At 71.3% G+C, this 18442-nt stretch carries 17 protein-coding genes and 1 tRNA gene; 2 read left to right on the top strand and 16 right to left on the bottom strand.

The window, feature by feature from the left end; genetic code table 11:
* Nucleotides 1–307 precede the first annotated feature (307 nt).
* Nucleotides 308–1816, bottom strand: a complete 1509-nt coding sequence (locus AB0D85_RS39660; RefSeq protein ID WP_362331685.1) for a helix-turn-helix transcriptional regulator — start codon at nucleotides 1814–1816, stop codon at nucleotides 308–310.
* A gap of 541 nt (nucleotides 1817–2357) precedes the next feature.
* On the opposite strand from AB0D85_RS39660, the gene AB0D85_RS39655 reads away from it, so the two are divergent.
* Nucleotides 2358–2882 (top strand): hypothetical protein, encoded by a 525-nt coding sequence (locus AB0D85_RS39655; protein ID WP_362331682.1) that lies wholly within the window; start codon nucleotides 2358–2360, stop codon nucleotides 2880–2882.
* Between the two features lie 62 nt (nucleotides 2883–2944).
* Here the strand turns inward: AB0D85_RS39655 and AB0D85_RS39650 are convergent.
* The 8 genes from AB0D85_RS39650 to AB0D85_RS39615 all read right to left on the bottom strand — a co-directional run bounded on the left by AB0D85_RS39650 (nucleotide 2945) and on the right by AB0D85_RS39615 (nucleotide 10904).
* Nucleotides 2945–3029: transfer RNA gene (locus AB0D85_RS39650), tRNA-OTHER, on the bottom strand.
* A gap of 61 nt (nucleotides 3030–3090) precedes the next feature.
* The gene (locus AB0D85_RS39645) at nucleotides 3091–3807 is read right to left on the bottom strand and encodes a hypothetical protein (RefSeq protein WP_362331679.1); all 717 of its coding nucleotides are present in this window, start codon (nucleotides 3805–3807) and stop codon (nucleotides 3091–3093) included.
* Entirely contained in the window at nucleotides 3804–4355 is a 552-nt protein-coding gene (locus AB0D85_RS39640; RefSeq protein ID WP_362331677.1) for a SigE family RNA polymerase sigma factor, read from the bottom strand. The genes AB0D85_RS39645 and AB0D85_RS39640 overlap by 4 nt, the downstream gene beginning before the upstream one ends.
* 124 nt (nucleotides 4356–4479) lie before the next feature.
* On the bottom strand, nucleotides 4480–5019 hold the full coding sequence (locus AB0D85_RS39635) for a hypothetical protein (protein WP_362331674.1): 540 nt from the start codon (nucleotides 5017–5019) through the stop codon (nucleotides 4480–4482).
* A gap of 150 nt (nucleotides 5020–5169) precedes the next feature.
* Complete coding sequence (locus AB0D85_RS39630) at nucleotides 5170–6165, bottom strand: fatty acid desaturase (protein WP_362331671.1); 996 nt, start codon at nucleotides 6163–6165, stop codon at nucleotides 5170–5172.
* A gap of 224 nt (nucleotides 6166–6389) precedes the next feature.
* Nucleotides 6390–6926 carry a hypothetical protein gene (locus AB0D85_RS39625; RefSeq protein WP_362331668.1) on the bottom strand — a complete coding sequence of 179 codons (537 nt, stop codon included), beginning with the start codon at nucleotides 6924–6926 and terminating at the stop codon, nucleotides 6390–6392.
* A 189-nt stretch (nucleotides 6927–7115) separates the two neighbouring features.
* The gene (locus AB0D85_RS39620) at nucleotides 7116–9713 is read right to left on the bottom strand and encodes a protein kinase (protein ID WP_362331666.1); all 2598 of its coding nucleotides are present in this window, start codon (nucleotides 9711–9713) and stop codon (nucleotides 7116–7118) included.
* Nucleotides 9714–9863: 150 nt separating this feature from the next.
* Nucleotides 9864–10904, bottom strand: coding sequence for a substrate-binding domain-containing protein (locus AB0D85_RS39615; RefSeq protein ID WP_362331663.1), 1041 nt, complete (start codon nucleotides 10902–10904; stop codon nucleotides 9864–9866).
* 287 nt (nucleotides 10905–11191) lie between these two features.
* On the opposite strand from AB0D85_RS39615, the gene AB0D85_RS39610 reads away from it, so the two are divergent.
* A complete protein-coding gene (locus tag AB0D85_RS39610) occupies nucleotides 11192–11659 on the top strand; it encodes a DUF6083 domain-containing protein (protein WP_362331660.1) in 468 nt (155 codons plus the stop codon).
* Nucleotides 11660–11696: 37 nt separating this feature from the next.
* Here the strand turns inward: AB0D85_RS39610 and AB0D85_RS39605 are convergent, their stop codons facing one another.
* From AB0D85_RS39605 to AB0D85_RS39575, 7 genes are all read right to left on the bottom strand, one after another.
* Nucleotides 11697–12242, bottom strand: a complete 546-nt coding sequence (locus AB0D85_RS39605; RefSeq protein WP_362331657.1) for a hypothetical protein — start codon at nucleotides 12240–12242, stop codon at nucleotides 11697–11699.
* Between the two features lie 59 nt (nucleotides 12243–12301).
* Nucleotides 12302–12820, bottom strand: coding sequence for a hypothetical protein (locus AB0D85_RS39600; RefSeq protein ID WP_362331654.1), 519 nt, complete (start codon nucleotides 12818–12820; stop codon nucleotides 12302–12304).
* A gap of 189 nt (nucleotides 12821–13009) precedes the next feature.
* Nucleotides 13010–14071, bottom strand: a complete 1062-nt coding sequence (locus AB0D85_RS39595) for an NAD(P)/FAD-dependent oxidoreductase (RefSeq protein WP_362331651.1) — start codon at nucleotides 14069–14071, stop codon at nucleotides 13010–13012.
* Nucleotides 14072–14273: 202 nt separating this feature from the next.
* The gene (locus AB0D85_RS39590; protein ID WP_362331648.1) at nucleotides 14274–14885 is read right to left on the bottom strand and encodes a hypothetical protein; all 612 of its coding nucleotides are present in this window, start codon (nucleotides 14883–14885) and stop codon (nucleotides 14274–14276) included.
* A gap of 3 nt (nucleotides 14886–14888) precedes the next feature.
* Nucleotides 14889–16130 (bottom strand): hypothetical protein, encoded by a 1242-nt coding sequence (locus AB0D85_RS39585; protein WP_362331645.1) that lies wholly within the window; start codon nucleotides 16128–16130, stop codon nucleotides 14889–14891.
* Nucleotides 16131–16185: 55 nt separating this feature from the next.
* Complete coding sequence (locus AB0D85_RS39580) at nucleotides 16186–16623, bottom strand: hypothetical protein (protein WP_362331642.1); 438 nt, start codon at nucleotides 16621–16623, stop codon at nucleotides 16186–16188.
* Nucleotides 16620–18329: a hypothetical protein gene (locus AB0D85_RS39575; protein WP_362331639.1), complete on the bottom strand. Its 1710-nt coding sequence runs from the start codon at nucleotides 18327–18329 to the stop codon at nucleotides 16620–16622. The genes AB0D85_RS39580 and AB0D85_RS39575 overlap by 4 nt, the downstream gene beginning before the upstream one ends.
* Nucleotides 18330–18442 lie beyond the last annotated feature (113 nt).

Here is an 18442-nt window from a genome sequence, read left to right as displayed (position 1 = left end):
ACGCTTGATCTGCGGTTTTGCCGCGATGCAGTTGGGTGGACTCGTTTTCCCGCGGAAATGGGAACGCCGTGGGAACGAGATCCGACCGCTCGTCAGGGGCGGTCAGTGTGCAGCGGCCAAATCGGCCCGGCCGCAGGATCGCGCCTGCCTGCTCGGCATGCCGCCTGCCGCAGCGCGGAGACGTTTGCCGCGCCAGAGGTCAGCGTGAGTGCCGTGAACGAGCTGGAGTGCCCGCGTGGCCCACGGGCCAGGGCTGCGTCGGGGCGCGTTGCCAGTGTGGCGACAGTGACTGGCAAGCACGTTCCCCTCAAGAGTCGGTGGGTACCCACTGACGCACACCGTGGTCGTTGGTGCCGTACCAGTAGTGGGGCAGGCCCTTGATGCTGCTGGTGCGGAACGGGTGGCCGTGGTCGTCGATGCGGATCGTGCCGGTGCGGCCCTGGGACGACCAGTCGAGTTCCAGGTACCAGTTGCAGTCGTAGGCCTCGGTCGTCGCGGTGACCTGCAGCACCTCCGGGTCCTCGGCGGAGACGCGGTAGGGGAACTGCACCGCGGGGACGGGCTTTCCGCTGTCGTTGCCGGGGCGCGCGTGGGCGATCGGGCGGTCGACGTCCAGGTTCACGGAGAAGTTGCGGGGCGGCAGATCACTGCCGCAGCCCTGGCCCATGGCGTACGCGTTGCCGGTGACCGGGGTGCCGCGGCTGACGACACGGACCCGGAGGGCCGTGAGGACGACGGCCGTGGACGACTTCCCCTGCACCGAGATCTGCACCATCGTCTGCCGCCCAGGGACCGCCTGCTGCGTCGCTGCCCACACTCCGGCGTCCTGCTGTACCGGCGGCGGGGGCACCTGGGCCGGCTCCTTCCCGATGACGTAGTCGTGCCCGCAACCGCCGTCCCAGATCTGCGAGTCGGCGGTCCAGGCGAGCGGCACGGGGTCGTCGCTCTTCGTCTCCGCCGACGATCCGCCCTTCGGCTCGGGGCTCCCTGAAGCCCGTACTCCTGTGGAGGGAGAGGCCGAGGAAGCGCTGCGGGAGGGGTTGGCCGCGGTGGCCGAGGGGTCGTGCGACGTACTGGTTCCTGTCGTACGGGACTGGCCGGGAGCCTTGGCGGAGTTGTCGTGAGACCGGCCGGCCGACAGCGCCGCCATACTGCCCAGCGTCACCAGCAGGACGGTCGCCGTGGCTGCGCCGACGACGGTGCGGCGACGGCGGTACCAGGGCCGTCCAGGCGGGCGGACCGCATCCCACTGGGCCGTCGACTCGCGACTGCCCGGTCCGGGAGCGTCGGGAGCGGGCAGCGCGGCGTCGGGTGCGCCCGCATCGAGTCGCGGTGGTGAACCGCTCGTGCCGCCCCCGTCACCACCGATGCCGTCGGCGCCGTCACCCACACCGCGCGCGCTGCCACCCGCACGCCCCGCCGTCCGGCTGTGCGGACCCGAAGCCCGCTCGTCCCCTGTCGGCTTCAGTGCTCCTTCGGTCTTTGCCGGCTCCGTCGCCTCCTCACCCGCCCTCGGCCGCTGTCGTGCCGTCACCGCGAGCAGCCACAGGCGGTGCAGTTCGAGGCGTTCCTCCGGTGTCGCCCCGCAGAAGGCGGCCAGGCGCTCCACCGGGGCGTAGTCCTGCGGGACCGCCTCGCCCGCGCAGTAGCGGTGCAGCGTGGAGGTGTTCATGTTGAGGCGGCGGGCCAGGGAGCCGTAGCTCCTGTCCGTGCGGTCCTTCAGCCGGCGCAGGAGCGCCGCGAACTGCTCGACATCGTCCTCGGTCGACACCGTTCCCCCGTCCTCCGACGTGTCCCCGTATCCCAGGCGGTCCATATACCTGCACGTCAGACGGGATGGGATGGTTCCACCGTCGCCGGACGGGCGTTCGGCGTTGCGCCGCGCCGCCGGGACGGCTGATGCTCTTGGTGTCGCACCGACCAGGACCGGACCGACCAGTCGGCGGCGGGCGACACCTGACACCCATGCACTCATCCACGGGGGACACCCATGCCCAAGCGCACCCGAGCAGGCCCGCTCCTCGCACTCGCCGTCACGGGCTCGTCCTGAACGGTCGGCAAGGTCACCTCCTGCGTACCGGAGGCGGTGGAACGGGACCGCTGGCTGCGCATGGCGGCGGGCGGCGGGCGACTTCGGGGATGCGCCGGTGAAGACCTTCAAGAACACGGCCGTCAAGAAGACGGCCGTCACGGGCCGTGGACAAGCTCCGCCGGCCGCATGACCGGGGCCGCCCTCCGCCACGGGGGTGGGGAGGGCGGCGCCCGCCGACCCGAAAAGGCGATAGCCACACGACGGCCCCGGCACGAAGACACCGGGCCGAGAGCAACCACATACGGACCAGAAAAGGAAGATGCACATGAACAGGAAGTCCCCCGCACACCGTCGTCCGGGCCGCCGTGCGGCCGTCGCCGCCGGCCTCGTCCTGGCTGTCGGGCTCGGTGTGTCGACACAGGTGTCGGCACAGGCATCCGTCCAAGCCCCCGCAAAGTCGTCCACCGCCGCAGTGCGGTCGGTCAGCGGCACGAGCGGCCAAGTGGTGACCCGGGTCGCCGACTTCTACGGCGCGTACATCGACGCGATCGGCGACTACTCGGACCCGGACGCCAAGCTGAAAACGGTGCTCCGCAAGCACTACCTGACGCCCGACTTCGCCAGGCGACTGGCGGCCTGGGAGAGGAAGAACGGGGCGGACGGTGTCCTGCGTGCCCAAAACGTCCCGCGGAAGTGGACGGTGACCGACAACGGCGCCGTGGGCAACGCCCAGGAGGTCATCGTCACCCTGACCTTCGGCAGCGGGGAGACGACGCAGAAGATCAAGCTTTTCGTGCTGGTGGAGCGGTACAACCACATCTCCGACATCGGCACCACGAGCAACCGCTGACGGCGGAGCCGCTCCGCCCGGTCTGCACGGTCGGAGCGGGTCTCCGGTGGAGGCGCCAAAGGTGGTCATGGCCCGGATTCGAACCGGGGTTTCCGCATCGGGGCGAACCCGAGTGCGACGTCCTGGGCCGCTGAACGACTCATGGCCAGGCGGATCGTACTGACCCAGAGACCGGCGAGGACACCCAACCCGCCCGGGAGTTGATTGCTCATCTGCCGGGATCCAGCCGCTGGGCGAGGTCGTGGGCGGTGGCGCTGGTGAGGTCCCCGGCGGCTCCGACGATTTCGAAACGGCCGCCGGTGATCGAGGAGGTCACATAGGGCATGCCCCAGAGCTTGCCGTCGATGACGATGGCGAGTTCGTTGCGCGGGGCCGGGGCTGTCGCGATGGAGCCGGTGAGGGCGGCGAAACGGGTCCGGTCGGCGGGGCCGAGGGTCACCTCGACGTGCCAGGTGCCGTCGGTGGTGCTTTTCTCGGCGTTCGCGGAGGTGGCATGGACGTCGGTCATGCCCTTGGTCCGGTCGGTAAGGACGCAGAGCGCCGGTTGGGTCGCGGTCGCGTGCACGGTGTAGCCGCCGCTGCCACGGGTGCAGGCGTGCTCCCTGTTCGAGGTCACCGGCAGGAGGGAGACCGGGGCCGCCTTCACCGAATTCCCCGTGCCGCCCCCCGCGGCGGGCTGAACCACGTGCGCGCGGGGGGTCGCCCCGTCCGCGACGGACACCCAGGCGGTGGCGACCACGGCGACGGCGGCGACGCCGACCCCGGCCCGGGTCAGCCGCTGTCGCCGCCGGGCGACCCGCAACGCGTCGTCGGCCAGGCCGGCCAGACGGGCACCGACGGCGTCAGCGCCGCTCTCCCGGACATGGGCGTGCAAGGCATCGTGCAGCAACGTTTCGTGCAGCGGGTGTTCGGTCGAGTCGTTCATGCGACGACGCCCCTTCCGGAGGCAGTGGAGGAGGCGGTCGGCGGCCCTGCCTCGGCTAGGGTGGTGCGGAGAGAGACGAGTGCCTTGTGGGTCTGGCTGCGGACCGTCCCCTGGGCGACGCCCAGAATCGCGGCGATCTCGTTGTCCGGCCGGTCCTCGAAGTAACGCAGCACGATCACCGCACGCTGGCGCTTGGGCAGCCGCCGCAGCGCGGCCATGATGTCCTGCCGCTGGACCACGGTGTCGGCCCAGTCAGCGGCCGCCTGCCCGGACGGCTGGTCCGGCAGGGTGTCCGTGACCGTTTCCCGCCCCCAGCTGAGGAGTCGGAAGCGGTCCACCTGGGCGTGGTAGAGCGCCCGGCGCACGTAGATCTCCGGCTGTTCCCGGTCACGCAGCTTCGACCAACGTCGAGCGGTGGAGGCAAGCGCGGTCTGGAGCAGGTCCCGGCCCTGCTCCCAGTCCCCGGTCAGCAGATATGCCGTGTGCAGCAGCGGTCTCGACCGCGCCGTCACGAACTCGCGGAACTCACGTTCCTCGTCGGCGTTCAATGTGCCCTCCCTCGTTCCCCTGTAAAGACGGGTGGGGAGGGAGGTTCGACTGCCCTGGCGGTCACACTTTCTCGGGCTCACGTGACGCGCCTCAAACCGTCGAACGCCCATGGATCGGGTGCGGCTACGACGGCGGGGCGTACGGGTTTCCGTCGGGGGTCAGGGGGACGTGCCACCATGCCGCCGGTGGCGGGACGGGGACCCAGTCCGGGCCGCGGTGGGCCAGCCACCACCGCCCGATGGTGTGGAACTTCTCCTCGAAGCCGCGGTCCCAGTTGAGGAAGCCGGTGATCGGCGCCCGCAGGCGGGTGGTGCGGCCGCCCGCTTCGTAGATCACGACGGTCCGGCTTCCGAGGAGGGACTCGATCTGGATGGCTTGGACGTTCGACCACGGAACGGTCCTGCGGCGGAGGGTGTGCACGATGGCCGCCGACGGGGTGAGCGTGACCCCGAAGGGCCACGAGGCGATCAGCGCCGCGGGCACCAGGAGACAACAGATGAGCAGTGAGCCACGTACGGGAGCGAACGGTTCTCCGCCCCACCAGAACAAGAACTGGGAGCCCGTGACGATGATGGCAGGCAGCAGGGACAGCAGGTGTTGGAGGTGCGTCAACCGGTAACGGACGCGTTCCGGCGGCACAACCTCGACCTGCGATTGCTCCATATCGGTCCCCCCCGGCCGTCGCTGCCAAGGCAGCATGGCGGACCGGGGGCTTGGTGTCCATCTGCTTGTTCTTGTGGAGGGTGGACAAGCGCTCCGGAGAGGTCGGCCGGCCGCTTTCTGTGGCCGGCTGCGGATTGCCGAGCCTCGCCCTCAGCCCGAAGTCCCCTGCGGGGCCGCCGGGTTGGGCAGCAGCCGGGCGCTGAGGCGGTCCTGGCTCGGCCAGCGCACGTCGTGGGCCCAGTGAAGCTTCTCGAAGATCCGGATGAGGCGGGCCGCCGGGTCGAGCTGGCCCGGCAGCACGCCGTGGCGCGCGGCCGTGGGGTCGGCGTGGTGTGAGTTGTGCCAGCTCTCGCCGAAGGACAGCAGGGCGAGGGGCCAGAAGTTGGTGGCCTTGTCCCGGCTGGCGAAGGGGCGGCTGCCCGCGACGTGGCAGATCGAGTTCACCGACCAGGTGACATGGTGCAGCAGTGCCATCCGGATCACGCCGGCCCAGAAGAACCCGGTCAGCGCGCCCGTCCAGGTGCCGGTGACGAACCCGCCGACCAGTGCCGGGGTCAGGAGCGAGACGGCGGTCAGGGGTCCGAAGAGCTGCCCTATGAGCCGTAGATCGGGATCGGCGGCGATGTCGGGGGCGAACCTGGCCCGGTTGCTCAGTTCGCGCTTCAGCATCCACCCGATGTGCGCGTGGAGGAGTCCCTTGAGCAGTGCGCGGGTGTCGGTGCCGTAGCGCCAGGGCGAGTGCGGGTCGCCCTCGCGGTCGGCGAAGGCATGGTGGCGGCGGTGGTTCGCCACCCACTGGACCGGCGAGCCCTCGATCCCCAGCGAACCCGCTACGGCCAGGGCGATCCGCAGGCCCCGCCGTGCCTTGAACGAACGGTGTGTGAAGAGACGGTGGTAGCCGACCGTGAGACCGGCCAGGGAAACGACGTAGAACACCACGGCCATGCCGAGGTCCAGCGCGGACAGGCCCCATCCCCACGCGAACGGCACGACGGCGATCAGGGAGATCGGCGGGGCGAAGACGAAGATCCACATCGCGACCCCCGCCGCGGCCGTCTGGGGGGTGTCGAGCAGCGGCTTGGCCCCGGCATCGGCCTGCGGTTCGGCGGTGGTGTGTTCGGTACGGTCGACGTCACTCGGGTTCATCGGTTCCCCACCCTCGCTCAGGCCTCTTCGGAGCCGGTGCCGGACCGACCTGGATCACGCGCCCGTGTGCTTGCGAGCGCGTTCGGCGGTCCGTGGCCCACGATCGCACCGGGTGGCATCCGCGCAGGTCGTCGCCGGTGTCCAGGGCATGAACGTCGCGGAACCGGAACTCCGTGGGCTGCCGGGCCCACAGGTTTCTTGGCCCGGTAGAGGGGGCCGACGTCCTACGAGGGACCGATCCGGGTGGTGCACGTGAACGGCTCGTCGAGCCAGTAGGTGTCGTACTGCCCGTCGTAGACGATCGGGTACCTGGTGGCCGGATCGCAGAGCCGGTCGATCTGGGTACGGTCACCGGAACTGATGGTGAACCAGTACCGGTTGGTGTCCGGCCGGACCTGCCGGCACTTGTAGAAGAACCCCTTCACGCCAGGACCGAACACATCGCTGCGGAAGGCGGCGCTCAGCTTCTTGTTGAGGTTGATGTTGACGCAGTCGGCCTTCATACCCTCGACGTTGACGGTCTTGGCCGCCTTGGTCGTGTACCCCTTGGCCGTGTGGGTGCCCGACGCCGTCCAGGTCCTCGCCGGCAGGGCGATCTGATGGGCGACCTCGGCGAGCAAGGATCTGCCCTGTGCGGTTGCCTCGATCCGTGTCGTGGTGCGGGCCTCCGCGGTGCAACCGGCGACGGAGGCAGCGGTGACCGTCGTCGCCAGCAGAAGGGACGCGAACCGGATCCCGCGGGCCGGCGACGAGGATGTCACGTTGCTCTCCATTCCGGGCTCGCCGACAAACCCGCCGACAAACCCGCCGACGGACCCGCTGCTACCCGGGCGATCTCCGCACCCTAACCACGCGAACGAGCGGTCGGTGGGATCAGCGGCCGGTGGAGAACCTCCGGCACCGCGGTCGTGACCCGGACGGGCGTACACCGAGGTGGACGGAGGCGGCGTTCACAACAAGCGAAGGTCCCGGGCCGCCGGTTCCTCGGCCGCAGGTTCCTCGGCCGTCTCGTCGAGCGTCCCCGTGCGGGATGCCCGTGGCACAGCCCGTGTCGTGTCCTCGGCGGCACGGGCTCGGGTGTAGGCCGGCGTCTCGTCCCGGCGGGTGGCAGGCACCGTGGCGTGCTCGGTGACGAGAGCCCGTGCCTGCTCGGACAGCCGCGGCGGATCGATCCTGCCCGCACCGGCCCCCGGCACCAGCGCCTCCGCCACCTCGCCCGCCGTCGGCCGCCGCTCCGGGTCGGGGCGCAGGCACCGCCGGACCACCTGCGCGAAATCCGGCGGCAGCCCGGCGAGATCGGGGGTGCCGGCCCGGATGCCGGCGACCACGGACGGGGTGTCCTGACCCCAGGGGCTGCGCCCCAGGGCGAGGCGGGCGAGGACGGTGCCCAGGGAGAAGACGTCGCTCGCGGGGGTGAAGGTGGGTTGCTCGCGCAGTTGCTCGGGCGAGGCGTACGCGTAGGTGCCGGCGAAGCCACGCCGTGGCTCGGTGAGCCGTTCGATCTGGGCGATACCGAAGTCGATCACGCGCGGGCCGTCCTCGGTCAGCAGCACGTTGGCCGGCTTGAGGTCGAGGTGCACGATGCCCTCGGCGTGGATGGCGCTCAGGGCAACGGCGATGCCCGCCCCCAGCGTGCGCACCAGGTCGGCCTCCAGGCGGCCGCAGCGCTCGACGAGTTCCTGCAGCGAGGGGGCGGCCACGTACGGCACCGCCATCCACGGGGTCGGGCTTTCGGTGTCCGCGGCGATCACCGGCACGGTGAACCGTCCGTCGACCCGCTGGGCCGCCCGCACCTCGTGGGCGAAGCCCCTCTTGACCGGGGGAGCCGCCGCGAGGTGCGCGTGCAGCGTCTTGACCGCGACCATCAGCCCGTCGGGGTCCTGGCACAGGTAGACCCGCCCGAAACCGCCCTCGCCGACGCACTCCAGCACCTCGTACGTGCCGAAAGCCGGTGGCCGATCCGCCCCGTCCTCCCCGGCCGCGGGCCGCGCCCGCTCCATCTCCCGCCAGTTCCCCAGGGCTACGGCCTGAGGGTGCACCGCGATCCTGCCGTCACCCGCGGTTCCCGCTGCCCCTGCGGACGTCTCATTCCGCACGTCCCGTTCAGCCGCCGTGAGTCGCTCGCCCTGCTCGTCCTTCACCACGACGATCCGCGCCGTCTCCGGTTCGCGTCCGCCCTCCTCGAAGACGTACGCCTCAAGCTGTACGTTCTCGTCGCTCAGGCGGGACACACAGACGCCCGGCAGCCCCAACTGCGCGCACACGGAGGCCTCTTCCGGCGTCGGACGCAGGTCGCCACGGGCGAAGCACAGGGCCGTCGCCTCGTACCCCTGCCCGGTCAGGTCCCGCAGCAGCACGTCCTTCCACTGCCTCGCCGTCCATGCGCGCCATGCCGGGTCGTCCGCGCCGTCGTTCGCGCCGTTGTCCCCGCCGTCGTTCACGACCGCGAGGCAGGTCGCGGCGGCTGCGTCGGCCGCGCCGGTCTCGCGGGCCAGCACCGCGCATGCCGTGTCCGGCGCCGCCTGCACCGTCTCGCCCAACAGCGTCGCGGTCCGTTCCGCGATGCGCAGCACCGTGCGGGTGGCCGTCGCGGCCGTCGCGGCCATCCGGGCGAGCTCGTCGCGCTGCGCGCGCAGGGTGTCGTACGCCGCCGAGGAGCCCGGCATGTGGCCCTGGAGCTCCATGCACGCGAGGACCTTGTCGAAGCAGTCGACGGCCGTCGCGTGGTCCTCCGCCGCCACCGCCGCCTTCGCCTGCGCGACGCGCGCGGAGAGGACCTGGGAGGCGGCCGGACCGTGGAGTTCCTCGGACCGTACGGCTATCTGCCCGTACATCCGGCCGGCGCGCGGGAAGTCTCCGGCGGCTTCGACCGCCGCGGCCGTCGCGAGGAGGTCCCGCAGCCCGTCGTGGCCGTCCTCGTTGCCGAACGGCAGCACGCCGGCGACCTCGGCGTAGCGCTGGCGGGCGATGGTGACCAGCTGGTGGCCGGGGCCGAGTTCCTGCTGGGCGGTCCCCAGCATCTGGGAGAACACGCGGAGCGCCGCCGCGTTGTCGCCGCTCTTCTGCTGCCAGTAGCCGACCTCGCACAGCAGGGTGAGCGCCTTCTCGGTGCGGTTCTCGCGCTCGGCGGAGCGGCGCATGGCCTCGTAGCGGCGTACGGCCTCCTCGGGGCGGCCCGACCGGCCGTGCCAGTGGGCGAGTTGGTGCCTGGCCAGTTCGGTGTCCGGGTGGCGTGGCCCCTGGATCCGCTCCCGGTCGGTCAACAGGCGGACGAACAGCTGGACCGCGGCCTCGGGCTGGCCCGACTCGCCGGTCCAGTGGGCCAGGTGGTGCCTGAGCGCCAAGGTGTCGGTGTCCTGCGCGCCCAGGACGCGTTCCGCTCGCGCGACCAGAACGACGTAGCGTGCGGCTGTCTCCTCCGCACCGCTCTGACGGCCGGTCAGTTCTGCCGTCCTGCTGCTCTCCCGCAGCGATGCGACGAACTCCTCGCGGGAACCCTCGAAGGGATCCGATGCCGTCGCGCGTCGTCTGCCGAACCACCCCACCACGCCACCCCCACAGCCGTGGCCGGACCCGTGCCGAGTGGTCAGTATGCCCTACCCAATCGTTTGCGCCAATCGTTTGGGCAACGATGCCGACTGGGCTTGGGCGGAGGAGAACTGACTGGTGATCAGGGGTTCCGCGCTACGGCTTCCCGCTCAGTACAGGCTCGGGGCGATCGGTGTGCCCGTCGAGGCGCGCACCACGAGGTCGGGCCTGAGCACCTCCGAGGTGACGGACTCACCCGCGATACGGCGGAGCAGCAGCCGTACGGCGCGTCGGCCCTGTTCGGCCATCGGCGAGTGAACGCTGGTGAGCGGGACGGGCAGTTCGGCGGCGAGGGGGGTGTCGTTGAACCCGGCCAGCGCGAGGTCCTCGCCCAGCCGCAGGCCCAGGTCGCGGGCGGCGCCGATGGTGCCGATCGCCGCGAGGTCGTTGACGGCGAAGATCGCGGTCGGCCGGTCGGGGCCGCTCAGCAACTCGACGGCGGCGCGGTGGCCGCCGGCCGTGTCGAAGCTGCAGTGCCGCACGCGGTGGGCGGGCAGGGGCAGGCCGGCCTCGCGGTAGCGGTCGGTGAAGCCGGTGGTGCGGTCGGTGCCGGTGCTGGCGAAGGGTTCACCGGCGATGACGGCCACCTGGCGGTGGCCCAGCGCCAGGAAGTGCTCGGCCACCAGTCGCCCGCCCAGGCGGTCGTCGCAGGTGACCGCCGGGTGGCCGGTGTCGGTGCGGCGGTTGACGAGCACGAAGGGCGTGCCGTCCAGGGCCGGGTCGGCCAGCGCGGCCCCGTCCAGGTGTGCGTCGCCGATGATGAGGCCGTCCACGCGGCGCCCCAGGACCATGGCGATCCGCTCGCGCTGGGTGGCGGGATCGTCGTGGGTGTTGGTGACGAAGGCGGAGAGCCCCCGTCGGGTGGCCTCCTCCTCCACGCCCTCGTAGATGGTGGCCACGACGATCTCCGACAGCCGCGGGAAGAGCACCCCGACCAGGTTGCTGCGCCGGGTGCGCAGGCTGGCGGCATGCGGGTTGGGCCGGTAGCCGAGTTCGTCGGCCAGTTCACGGATCCGCCGCGCCGTCTCGCCCGACGCCGCGCGGCCCTGCTCCCCGGACGGACCGTTGAGGACCCGGGAGACCGTCGAGACGTGCAGCCCGAGCCGATCCGCGATCCCGCGCAGTGTCACCGGACCGCCCTCGCCCGCCATATCCGTCTCCCACCTCGCCGATCCCGAACCGCCCCCATTCTCTCCTCCAGGGAAGGACGAGGCGGAGTCGCCGGTCGCACCGAGGCCGCGCCCGAGGAGCGGCCGACCGGGCGCGCCCTCACCAGGACGGACTCAGAACACATGAGGAGGGGAGGGGAGGGGAGCTGGGGATGGATTGAGGCAGTAGGGGGAGTTGGGTGTAGATCAGGCTATTGAAGTGCGACTTAGCCGAATAAGGCCGAAAGACGCCCTGTTTGAATGATGTACCGGACACTCACACTCGGAAAATGGCGGTTCTCCACAGTGTCGGCCGGCCTGAGTGCCTGTTGTGCTCCTCGAACGGGTCCGACGTTCGTGAGCGCGGGCGGATGATTCCCCTGTCAGCCGAACTCTGCGACAGGTGCTGGAACGAGGTCGCCAACGAGCTTGCGCTGTGCGAGGGCGCCACGGCGGCACCTGAGCCCGAGTTCGACCCGGATGACGTGGAGTGGGTCGAGCCCCGTACATGCCGGTATTGCCATGCGCCGGTGCGGTGCTGTCCGACGAACTATGACCGTTGGGTTGAACTGGCCATGTTCGACATGCCCGCGAAGCAGGTGCCGCCCAAGCACCGTTGGCGGCTGATGAGCCGGAAGGCCGCGTACAGCCGGATCGAGGTCGAGCGGGTGGCCGTCAAGATCGGTGCCATCGATCCCGCACCCGGGGAGCCCGTCATTCCCGCTCATGAGTTCCTGTGCCTCAGGCAGGAGGCGTGACCGTGCCGCTCTCGCGCCAGAGCGCACGGGACGCACGTCATCCTCTCTGGGCCGTGACGTCGGTGATCTCCACGGACACGTTCGTGCCCGCCGAAGCAGTGCTGATCATGGACGGCGTGTAGTTCAGGCTCGTCCGGTCCGACAGCTCGGCTGTCTCGATGACCGGGCCTGACTCGTCGCCACGGATCTCGTAGGTGATCTCGTACACGGCGTCCGGGTCGATGCTCTCGCTGTCCCCCAGGTAGGTGAGGCTCGGCTCGACCGTCACATTGCAGCCGGCCGTCCCGAAACACTGCCGCTTCGTGGTTCTCAGCTCGATGGTGAAACTGTCGGCGGTCACATCGTCGTACGACGGCGTGGGGGTCGGTGTCTCCGTGGCGGCCGCCCCCGCGGCGCCGCCCGTCGGCTTGGCCGTCGCGGCCGGCTTGCTGCCGTTGCCGGAGTGCACGACGACGATTCCAGTGCCGATGACCGTCGCGACGACGGCGGCGGCCGAAGCCGCGATGATCAGGTTGGTGCGGGACTTCTTGGCCGGTGGTGTCGGGCTGTACGACGGCATCGGCGGTGGGCCGGTGTCGGTCATGGTTCCCCCAGGGGCAGTTGTTCGGTTCGAGGACGGGCTGCCGGGAATCCGCGGCCGTCCTACCGCCAGCCGCCGGTGAAGTCGCTGCTGAGCTGGGCGGCGCAGATGTTGTAGCCGCCCGACGCGTGCGCTGACGTCGATTGCCCGTCCATGGTCACGCTGCAGTTGATGTCCCCCGAGCCCTGCAGCTGGGCGTTCAGCGTGTAGTACATCGCCCCCTTCTCCAGGGGCAGGGTGGCCGTGAAACTGCCGTTCTTGAACACGCCCTTGCGGGTGTCGCTGTCGGAGCCGTAGTTGATGTCGAGGCCGCCGAGCGCTCCGGCCGGGGCGGTCCCCCAGACTTTGAAGACGACGGTCTTCGGGGCGCCGCCCTTCTTGTCGCCGGTCGTGGTGGTGGACGCGGGCTTCGAGGCGCTGTTGCCGGAGTCGTTCGAACTGTTGCCGCTGACGGCCACGGCGGCGATGCCGATGACGACGGCCACGCCGACGAGGCCGAGACAGCCGAGACCGATGACCTTCCCCGCGCCGGGTCCCTCCTTCGGTGGCTGCGGCTGGAACGGCGGCTGCTGGTTGCCCATGGGTCCCCCTGAGGTGTCTGCTGTCGAGAACAAGATGTGTGACATGTACAGATGGGATGCGGTTGCCGCATACCTGAGGGATTCACCCGATCGTGCAAGAGCGGTGGGGGCCCGGCCTCGGCGGCCAAGTGGGGAACGGGCCCGTCTCAAGGGCCGGATCCCCCTGGGGCTCCGTCGCGGCGGCGGGCGTTACTGTCCGCCGTGGGCGTGCGGCTCCAGGCCGTGTGCGCGGACGCCCAGGACGCGTCGGGACACCTCGGCCTCCATCGGTCCGCTGAACGCGGTTCCGGCCGCCGCGCGGGACGCGGCGGACTTGGCGTCGGCCGTCAGCAGGTCCATGTGGATCGTGGCCGCCGCCGTGACCCCGGCCGCCATGGCGGCCGGCACCCCCGCGAGCACGTCGCTGACGTTCCCGGCCGCCCACACGCCCGGCACTCCGGTGAACCCCGACCCGTCCACCTGGACCTGCTCACCCACGCCCATGGGGTGCTCGCGCACGGTCAGGCCCAGCCCGTCGAGGAAACCGGCACGGGCGACGAACCGCGGGGCGACCACCAGTTCCTGAACCGGCACCACCACTCCCGACGCCAGCCGCACCCCCGCCAACCGGTCCTCGCCGTCCGCCTCGAGACCGGTCACCTCACCGTCCACGACGGCGACGCCGAGGGCGGCTAGCTGCTCCCACTGCTCGTCGGCCAACTCCGCCCCGGTGTGCAGGAACAGCTTGACGTCCTCGGACATCTGCCGGAACAGCAGCGCCTGGTGGAAGCTGCCCAGCACCCCGATCGCCCTGTCGCGGGCCTCCCAGCCGTGGCAGTAGACGCAGTGCACCACGTCCCGGCCCCACCGCTCGGCCAGTCCCGGCACGTCCGGCAGCTCGTCGACCAGACCCGTGCTCACCAGCACCCTGCGCGCCCGTATGCGTTCACCGCCCTCGGTGACGACCGAGAACGCCGTTGCGCTCGGGTGGATCCGCGCGACCCGGGCCGAGACGACACGGCCGCCGTACGAGAGGACCTCCTGCCTGCCCAGCCGCAGCAGCTCCAGTGGGGAGATGCCGTCACGGCCGAGGATTCCGTGGACCCCGGTATGGACAGCGGGAGCGTTGCGGGGCTCGCCCGTGTCGATCACCAGCACCGACCGGCGTACCCGGGCCAGGGTCAGGGCCGCCGAGAGACCGGCGGCCCCGCCCCCGACCACCACGACATCCCAGGTCTGCCCGTCGGCTTGCGTCACATCGAAGTCGCTCATGGCGCCACCGTGCGTCCGGGGTGCGCGCGACGGCAAAGGTTCATGCCGTTTCAGCAAAAAGAAGGGTGGCCGCGACGCCGTTCGGCACCGGCTGCCGGGGCACCGGAAGAGTTCTTCCCCGATCTCGCGGTTCGTCGGACCGCGGGCCGCGAACTGGCCGGGAGAGCGGAGAAAGCCCTGGACTGCCCTCCCGGCCGGATCGTCAGATGCGCAGCAGCGCGACCTGCCGCGAGGGCCGGTGCCGGCGCCAGGCGACGGTCAGGAAGGCGATCAGGCCGACGACGGGGAGGGCGGAGACGCTCCAGCTGAGGGCGTACGGCGGGCCGGGCTGGTCGAGGACGGTGATGTCGCTCAGGGTTCCGGTGCCCTGGCCCTGGGGGCCGTTGATGGTGAAGGTGAAGCTCCACTTGCCGGCCGTGGACAGGGACTGGACGTCCAGGCCCCAGACCGACCGCTTGCGCGGGTGGCGGGCCAGCTGGCCGCCGCCTCCCCCGCCTCCGCCGCCTCCCATGCCGCCGGCCTGCCGGCCGGGGGCGGTCATGGAGAGGGTGCCGGACTTGCCCTTGATGCCGCCGTCGGGGGCGAAGGTGAAGTCGAGGGACTGGTTGGCCCGCAGCGGCCACTTGGAGAAGCCGACCGTGAGGTTGTAGGGGCCGACCTTCACCTTCTCGGTGTGGACGATGTCGACCGGTGCGTACGCCTGGGCGGCCGGGGCCGAGAGGAAGAGCGTCCCCGCCATCGCGCACAGGGCCAGGACGAGGGCGCGGGCGCGGCGCGGTACCGAGCGGCGCGGGGTGCGTGCTTGAGGGCGCATCGGTCAGCTGCCTTCCTGATCGGCGGAGGTGGTGGAGACCGTGAGGGTGGCGGACTCGGCGGAGACCGTGTTGAGCTGGAGGAGGACGGCGAAGCGGGAGCCCAGGTAGCCGGCCAGGGTGCCGATCACCAGCCCCAGCAGAGCGTCGGTGATCAGCGTGGTCGCCGAGGTGCCGGACTGGCCCATCGGACCACCCCCGCCACCGCCTCCCCCGCCACCACCCCCACCGCCGTTGACCAGCGATGTCTGCAGGAGCATGGAGAGGCTGACCAGGACGCCGGCGACGGCCCCGACGAGCTGCGGCAGCCAGCGGCCGGACCAGCCCTGCCTGCGGCCGATCAGGCGCAGCACCTCGATCACCAGGGCCACGCCGAGCATGAACATCGGGATGCCGGAGGGCAGTACGGGGGGCGCGCTCATGAGGTTGTCGCGCAGCGGCAGGCCGACGTAGCCCGCGTACCACTTGGCCGCCCACGGCGAGAACCACCACAGGAACAGCTGCATCACACCGAGCACGGCCGCGATGGCGAGCGCGATGCCCCGGCGGCGCAGGGCGATCGCGACCGTGAGCGTCAGGCAGACGGAGAAGAAGATGTTGCCCGCGAGCTGCGGGTCGATGGTCCCCGAGAGCCCCTGGAAGGCGTAGGTGGTCAGGGGGCAGAACGTCATCAGGACCGGAGTGGCGACGACCGCGCCGATCCGCCCCCACAGCTGCTCGCGGGCCGCCGTGAAGACGATGACGCTGCCGACCATGGTCAGGCTGATGGAGATGAACAGTGCCACGTGCGGCGGCGAGTTGAGGACGGCGTCGAAGCCGTACAGCGAGTGCCACCACAGGTCCATCAGGCCGTACATCAGGAACAGCGCGGCACCGGTCCCGGAGACCAGGTAGCCGAGCGGCGCGGTGAACGTGCCGCCGAAGACGCGGACCGGGCTGCCGCCGACGGCGGGGTCGGCGGGGCGGCCGGCGCGCTGCGCGGCGGTGGCGCGCAGCACCATCACCAGGCTGGCCACGCCCGCGATCGCGCTGCCGGAGTAGAGCAGGAGGTGGGAGAGGGTGAAGAAGGTGTCCGGGCCGACGTCGACGTGCCACTCGATGTCCCAGCTGATGCCGACCAGCGAGATGGCGGTGCCGATCAGCACCACGAACGCCCCTGCGGCGGCGGGCAGTTGGCGTTGCGGTGGGCGGCCCGGCGGGGACGACTGGCCGGAGCCGGCCAGTGTGGAGGTGGGGACGGAGGCCATGGCGGGTGCCTTTCGGGTCTGTGTCGGCTGGTCCGCTGGTCCGCAGCGCGCGGGATCAGCGGGTGAGGGTGAGCGGGAAGACGAGGTGGTCGTGGCGGCCGTTGCCGTCGATGTCGACGAGGAGCTCCCAGCGGCCGGTCATCATCAGCGGGAGACCGGCGACGTGGTAGCGGTGGTCCGCCTCGGCCACGGCGGTGAAGTCGGGTACGGCGTGGCCCGTCGTGGGCATCACCGCGGAGACCGTGACGGACAGGGAGGCCGAGGTCGGCTTGTGGCGGGGTGTCAGCAGGACGTCGACCGCGGTGGTGCCGGTCTCGGGCCGGTGGACCGTCAGGGCCACCACGTCCGTGGCGGTGCCGGAGGTGAGGGTGGTGCCACCGGACCCGGAACTCGCCGTACCGGACGACGACATCAACCCGAGTGTCAGCACGGTGAGCAGGAGGGTCGCCAGGACACCTGCGGCGATGAGGGACCGTCGGGTGCGCCGGCTCATCCTGTGCTCCCCGTGGCGCCGGTGACCTGGATCAGGTAGGGGACGGTCAGGATGGTGTCGTCCCGCTCCGCCTGGATCCAGATCCGGTAGGAGCCGGCCTTGGGGAACGTGTAGACGAAGGAGATGTCCGGGCCGTACGCGGCGACCGTCTCGTCGGCGGTGCTGTCCCCGTTGACCGAGGTCAGGCCGCTCATCGACGACATGTCGGTGGAGGAGTTCATGTCCATCCCCGCCATGTCGTCCGACACCGCCCCCATCGAGTGGGAGTGGGCCCAGACCTCGGCGTTCTGCGCTGCCTGCCCCACCGCCGTCCCGCTCGACGGCACCGGACCGGCGACGATCATGTGGCCGAGCATGCCGAGCCAGGGCTGCAGCGTCGCGTCGCCTCCGACGCGGGCGGTGAGCACGGCGGCCTTGCCCGCGACCAGGGAGGAGGCCGTCAGCCGTACCCGGACGCCGTCTACCGTCTGCGTACCGGGTCCCGAGTGCACGGCGGCTACGGCCGTGGAGGCGGCCCCGGCCGAACCGGAGGCGGAGGCGGAAGCCGAACCGGAGGCCGAGGCGGAGGCGGAAGCCGAGCCCGAGGCCGAGCCCGAGCCCGTGCCCGAGTCCGTGCCGTTCGCCGCGTCGATGCCGGTCGCGGACCGGACCAGCTGGACCCCGCCGCCCCGGCGGGCGAACTCGGCCGACACCGCGTAGTGGCCCGCCTCGGGCAGGGTCAGCGGGACCTCGTACGTGCCGGCGCCGGTCATCACGGGGTGCAGATGCCACAGCTGCCCGGAGGGGCCGATCACGATCAGGTGCACGAGCGCCCCGTCGTGGACGACGATGTCGTCCACCGGCAGCCCCGTCGAGGTGTCGGTCACGGAGAACGTCAGGTCGTCGACCGTGCCCGCGCGGACCGACGAGGAGCGGATGCCCAGCGTGGCCGGCTCGCGCGAGTAGTCGCTGGTCTGCTGCCCGACGGAGGAGTAGGGGTTCTTGACGCCGTCGATCGTGGCGTCGACCTGCCCGCCCTGGGACGCCGGCAGCGGCAGCGTGGCGGAGAGGATCGCGCCGGTGACCGCGACGGCCAGTCCGGCGACGATCCCGCCGGCCGGCACCACGGCCCACCAGCCGCGTCGCGCGCGGACGGCGACGAGGACGGTGACCGGGATGAGGAGCCCGGCGCCGATGAAGCCGCCGTACACCGCCTTCTCGTCCGGCGAGGTGACCTGCTTCGACACGACGAAGGGGATCGCCGCGGTCCGCGTCCCGTCGTCCAGGGTCAGCTGCCACGGGCCGACCTCGTCGACCTCCAGCTGCGCGGAGTAGGTGCCGGGGCTGGCGCCCAGGGTGACGACGGCCGTGTCGGTGGTCGTACCGGAGGAGGAGCCCGCGGACGAGGACGTGGCGACCCCGGTGGGCACCGCCCCGAGCCTGATCCGGCCGGCCGCGGTGCCCGTGTGGGTGATCACGTCCACGTGCAACGGGCCGGGGACGCCGGTGACCCGGCGCAGGATCACGGTGAGTTCCCGGTCGCCGAGCGTCTGGGCCACCTGTACGTCGTTGCCGGCGGACGGGGAGTCCGCCGAGGCCAGGGGGCTCGCGGCGAACAGCAGGCCGAGGGCGCACAGCAGGACGGCCAGTGCGGCGCGCAGGCGGCGGGTGGGGGGATTCGTGCGGGGAGGTGGGCCGTCCCCCGCACGAAGGGCGGTGTCGTTCATCGCGGTCCACGCTAGGAAGGGCCCCCTACCGTTGTCGTCACGGCGACAGGGGATTTCCGGTCCCCCGGACGGGGGACTCGCGCGCGGCTCTGACCAGGCATCATGAGCCACTC

The organism is Streptomyces sp. NPDC048277, assembly GCF_040652235.1.
Classification (GTDB): Bacteria; Actinomycetota; Actinomycetes; order Streptomycetales; family Streptomycetaceae; genus Streptomyces.
This window is presented reverse-complemented; position numbering and strand designations above follow the sequence as displayed.

Excerpts from the sequence above, each read along its gene's own strand:
- AB0D85_RS39660 (WP_362331685.1), bottom strand. The coding sequence starts at position 1,816 with ATGGACCGCCTGGGATACGGGGACACGTCGGAGGACGGGGGAACGGTG.
- AB0D85_RS39655 (WP_362331682.1), top strand. The coding sequence starts at position 2,358 with ATGAACAGGAAGTCCCCCGCACACCGTCGTCCGGGCCGCCGTGCGGCC.
- AB0D85_RS39645 (WP_362331679.1), bottom strand. The coding sequence starts at position 3,807 with ATGAACGACTCGACCGAACACCCGCTGCACGAAACGTTGCTGCACGAT.
- AB0D85_RS39635 (WP_362331674.1), bottom strand. The coding sequence starts at position 5,019 with ATGGAGCAATCGCAGGTCGAGGTTGTGCCGCCGGAACGCGTCCGTTAC.
- AB0D85_RS39630 (WP_362331671.1), bottom strand. The coding sequence starts at position 6,165 with ATGAACCCGAGTGACGTCGACCGTACCGAACACACCACCGCCGAACCG.
- AB0D85_RS39615 (WP_362331663.1), bottom strand. The coding sequence starts at position 10,904 with ATGGCGGGCGAGGGCGGTCCGGTGACACTGCGCGGGATCGCGGATCGG.
- AB0D85_RS39610 (WP_362331660.1), top strand. The coding sequence starts at position 11,192 with ATGGCGGTTCTCCACAGTGTCGGCCGGCCTGAGTGCCTGTTGTGCTCC.
- AB0D85_RS39605 (WP_362331657.1), bottom strand. The coding sequence starts at position 12,242 with ATGACCGACACCGGCCCACCGCCGATGCCGTCGTACAGCCCGACACCA.
- AB0D85_RS39600 (WP_362331654.1), bottom strand. The coding sequence starts at position 12,820 with ATGGGCAACCAGCAGCCGCCGTTCCAGCCGCAGCCACCGAAGGAGGGA.
- AB0D85_RS39595 (WP_362331651.1), bottom strand. The coding sequence starts at position 14,071 with ATGAGCGACTTCGATGTGACGCAAGCCGACGGGCAGACCTGGGATGTC.
- AB0D85_RS39590 (WP_362331648.1), bottom strand. The coding sequence starts at position 14,885 with ATGCGCCCTCAAGCACGCACCCCGCGCCGCTCGGTACCGCGCCGCGCC.
- AB0D85_RS39585 (WP_362331645.1), bottom strand. The coding sequence starts at position 16,130 with ATGGCCTCCGTCCCCACCTCCACACTGGCCGGCTCCGGCCAGTCGTCC.
- AB0D85_RS39580 (WP_362331642.1), bottom strand. The coding sequence starts at position 16,623 with ATGAGCCGGCGCACCCGACGGTCCCTCATCGCCGCAGGTGTCCTGGCG.
- AB0D85_RS39575 (WP_362331639.1), bottom strand. The coding sequence starts at position 18,329 with ATGAACGACACCGCCCTTCGTGCGGGGGACGGCCCACCTCCCCGCACG.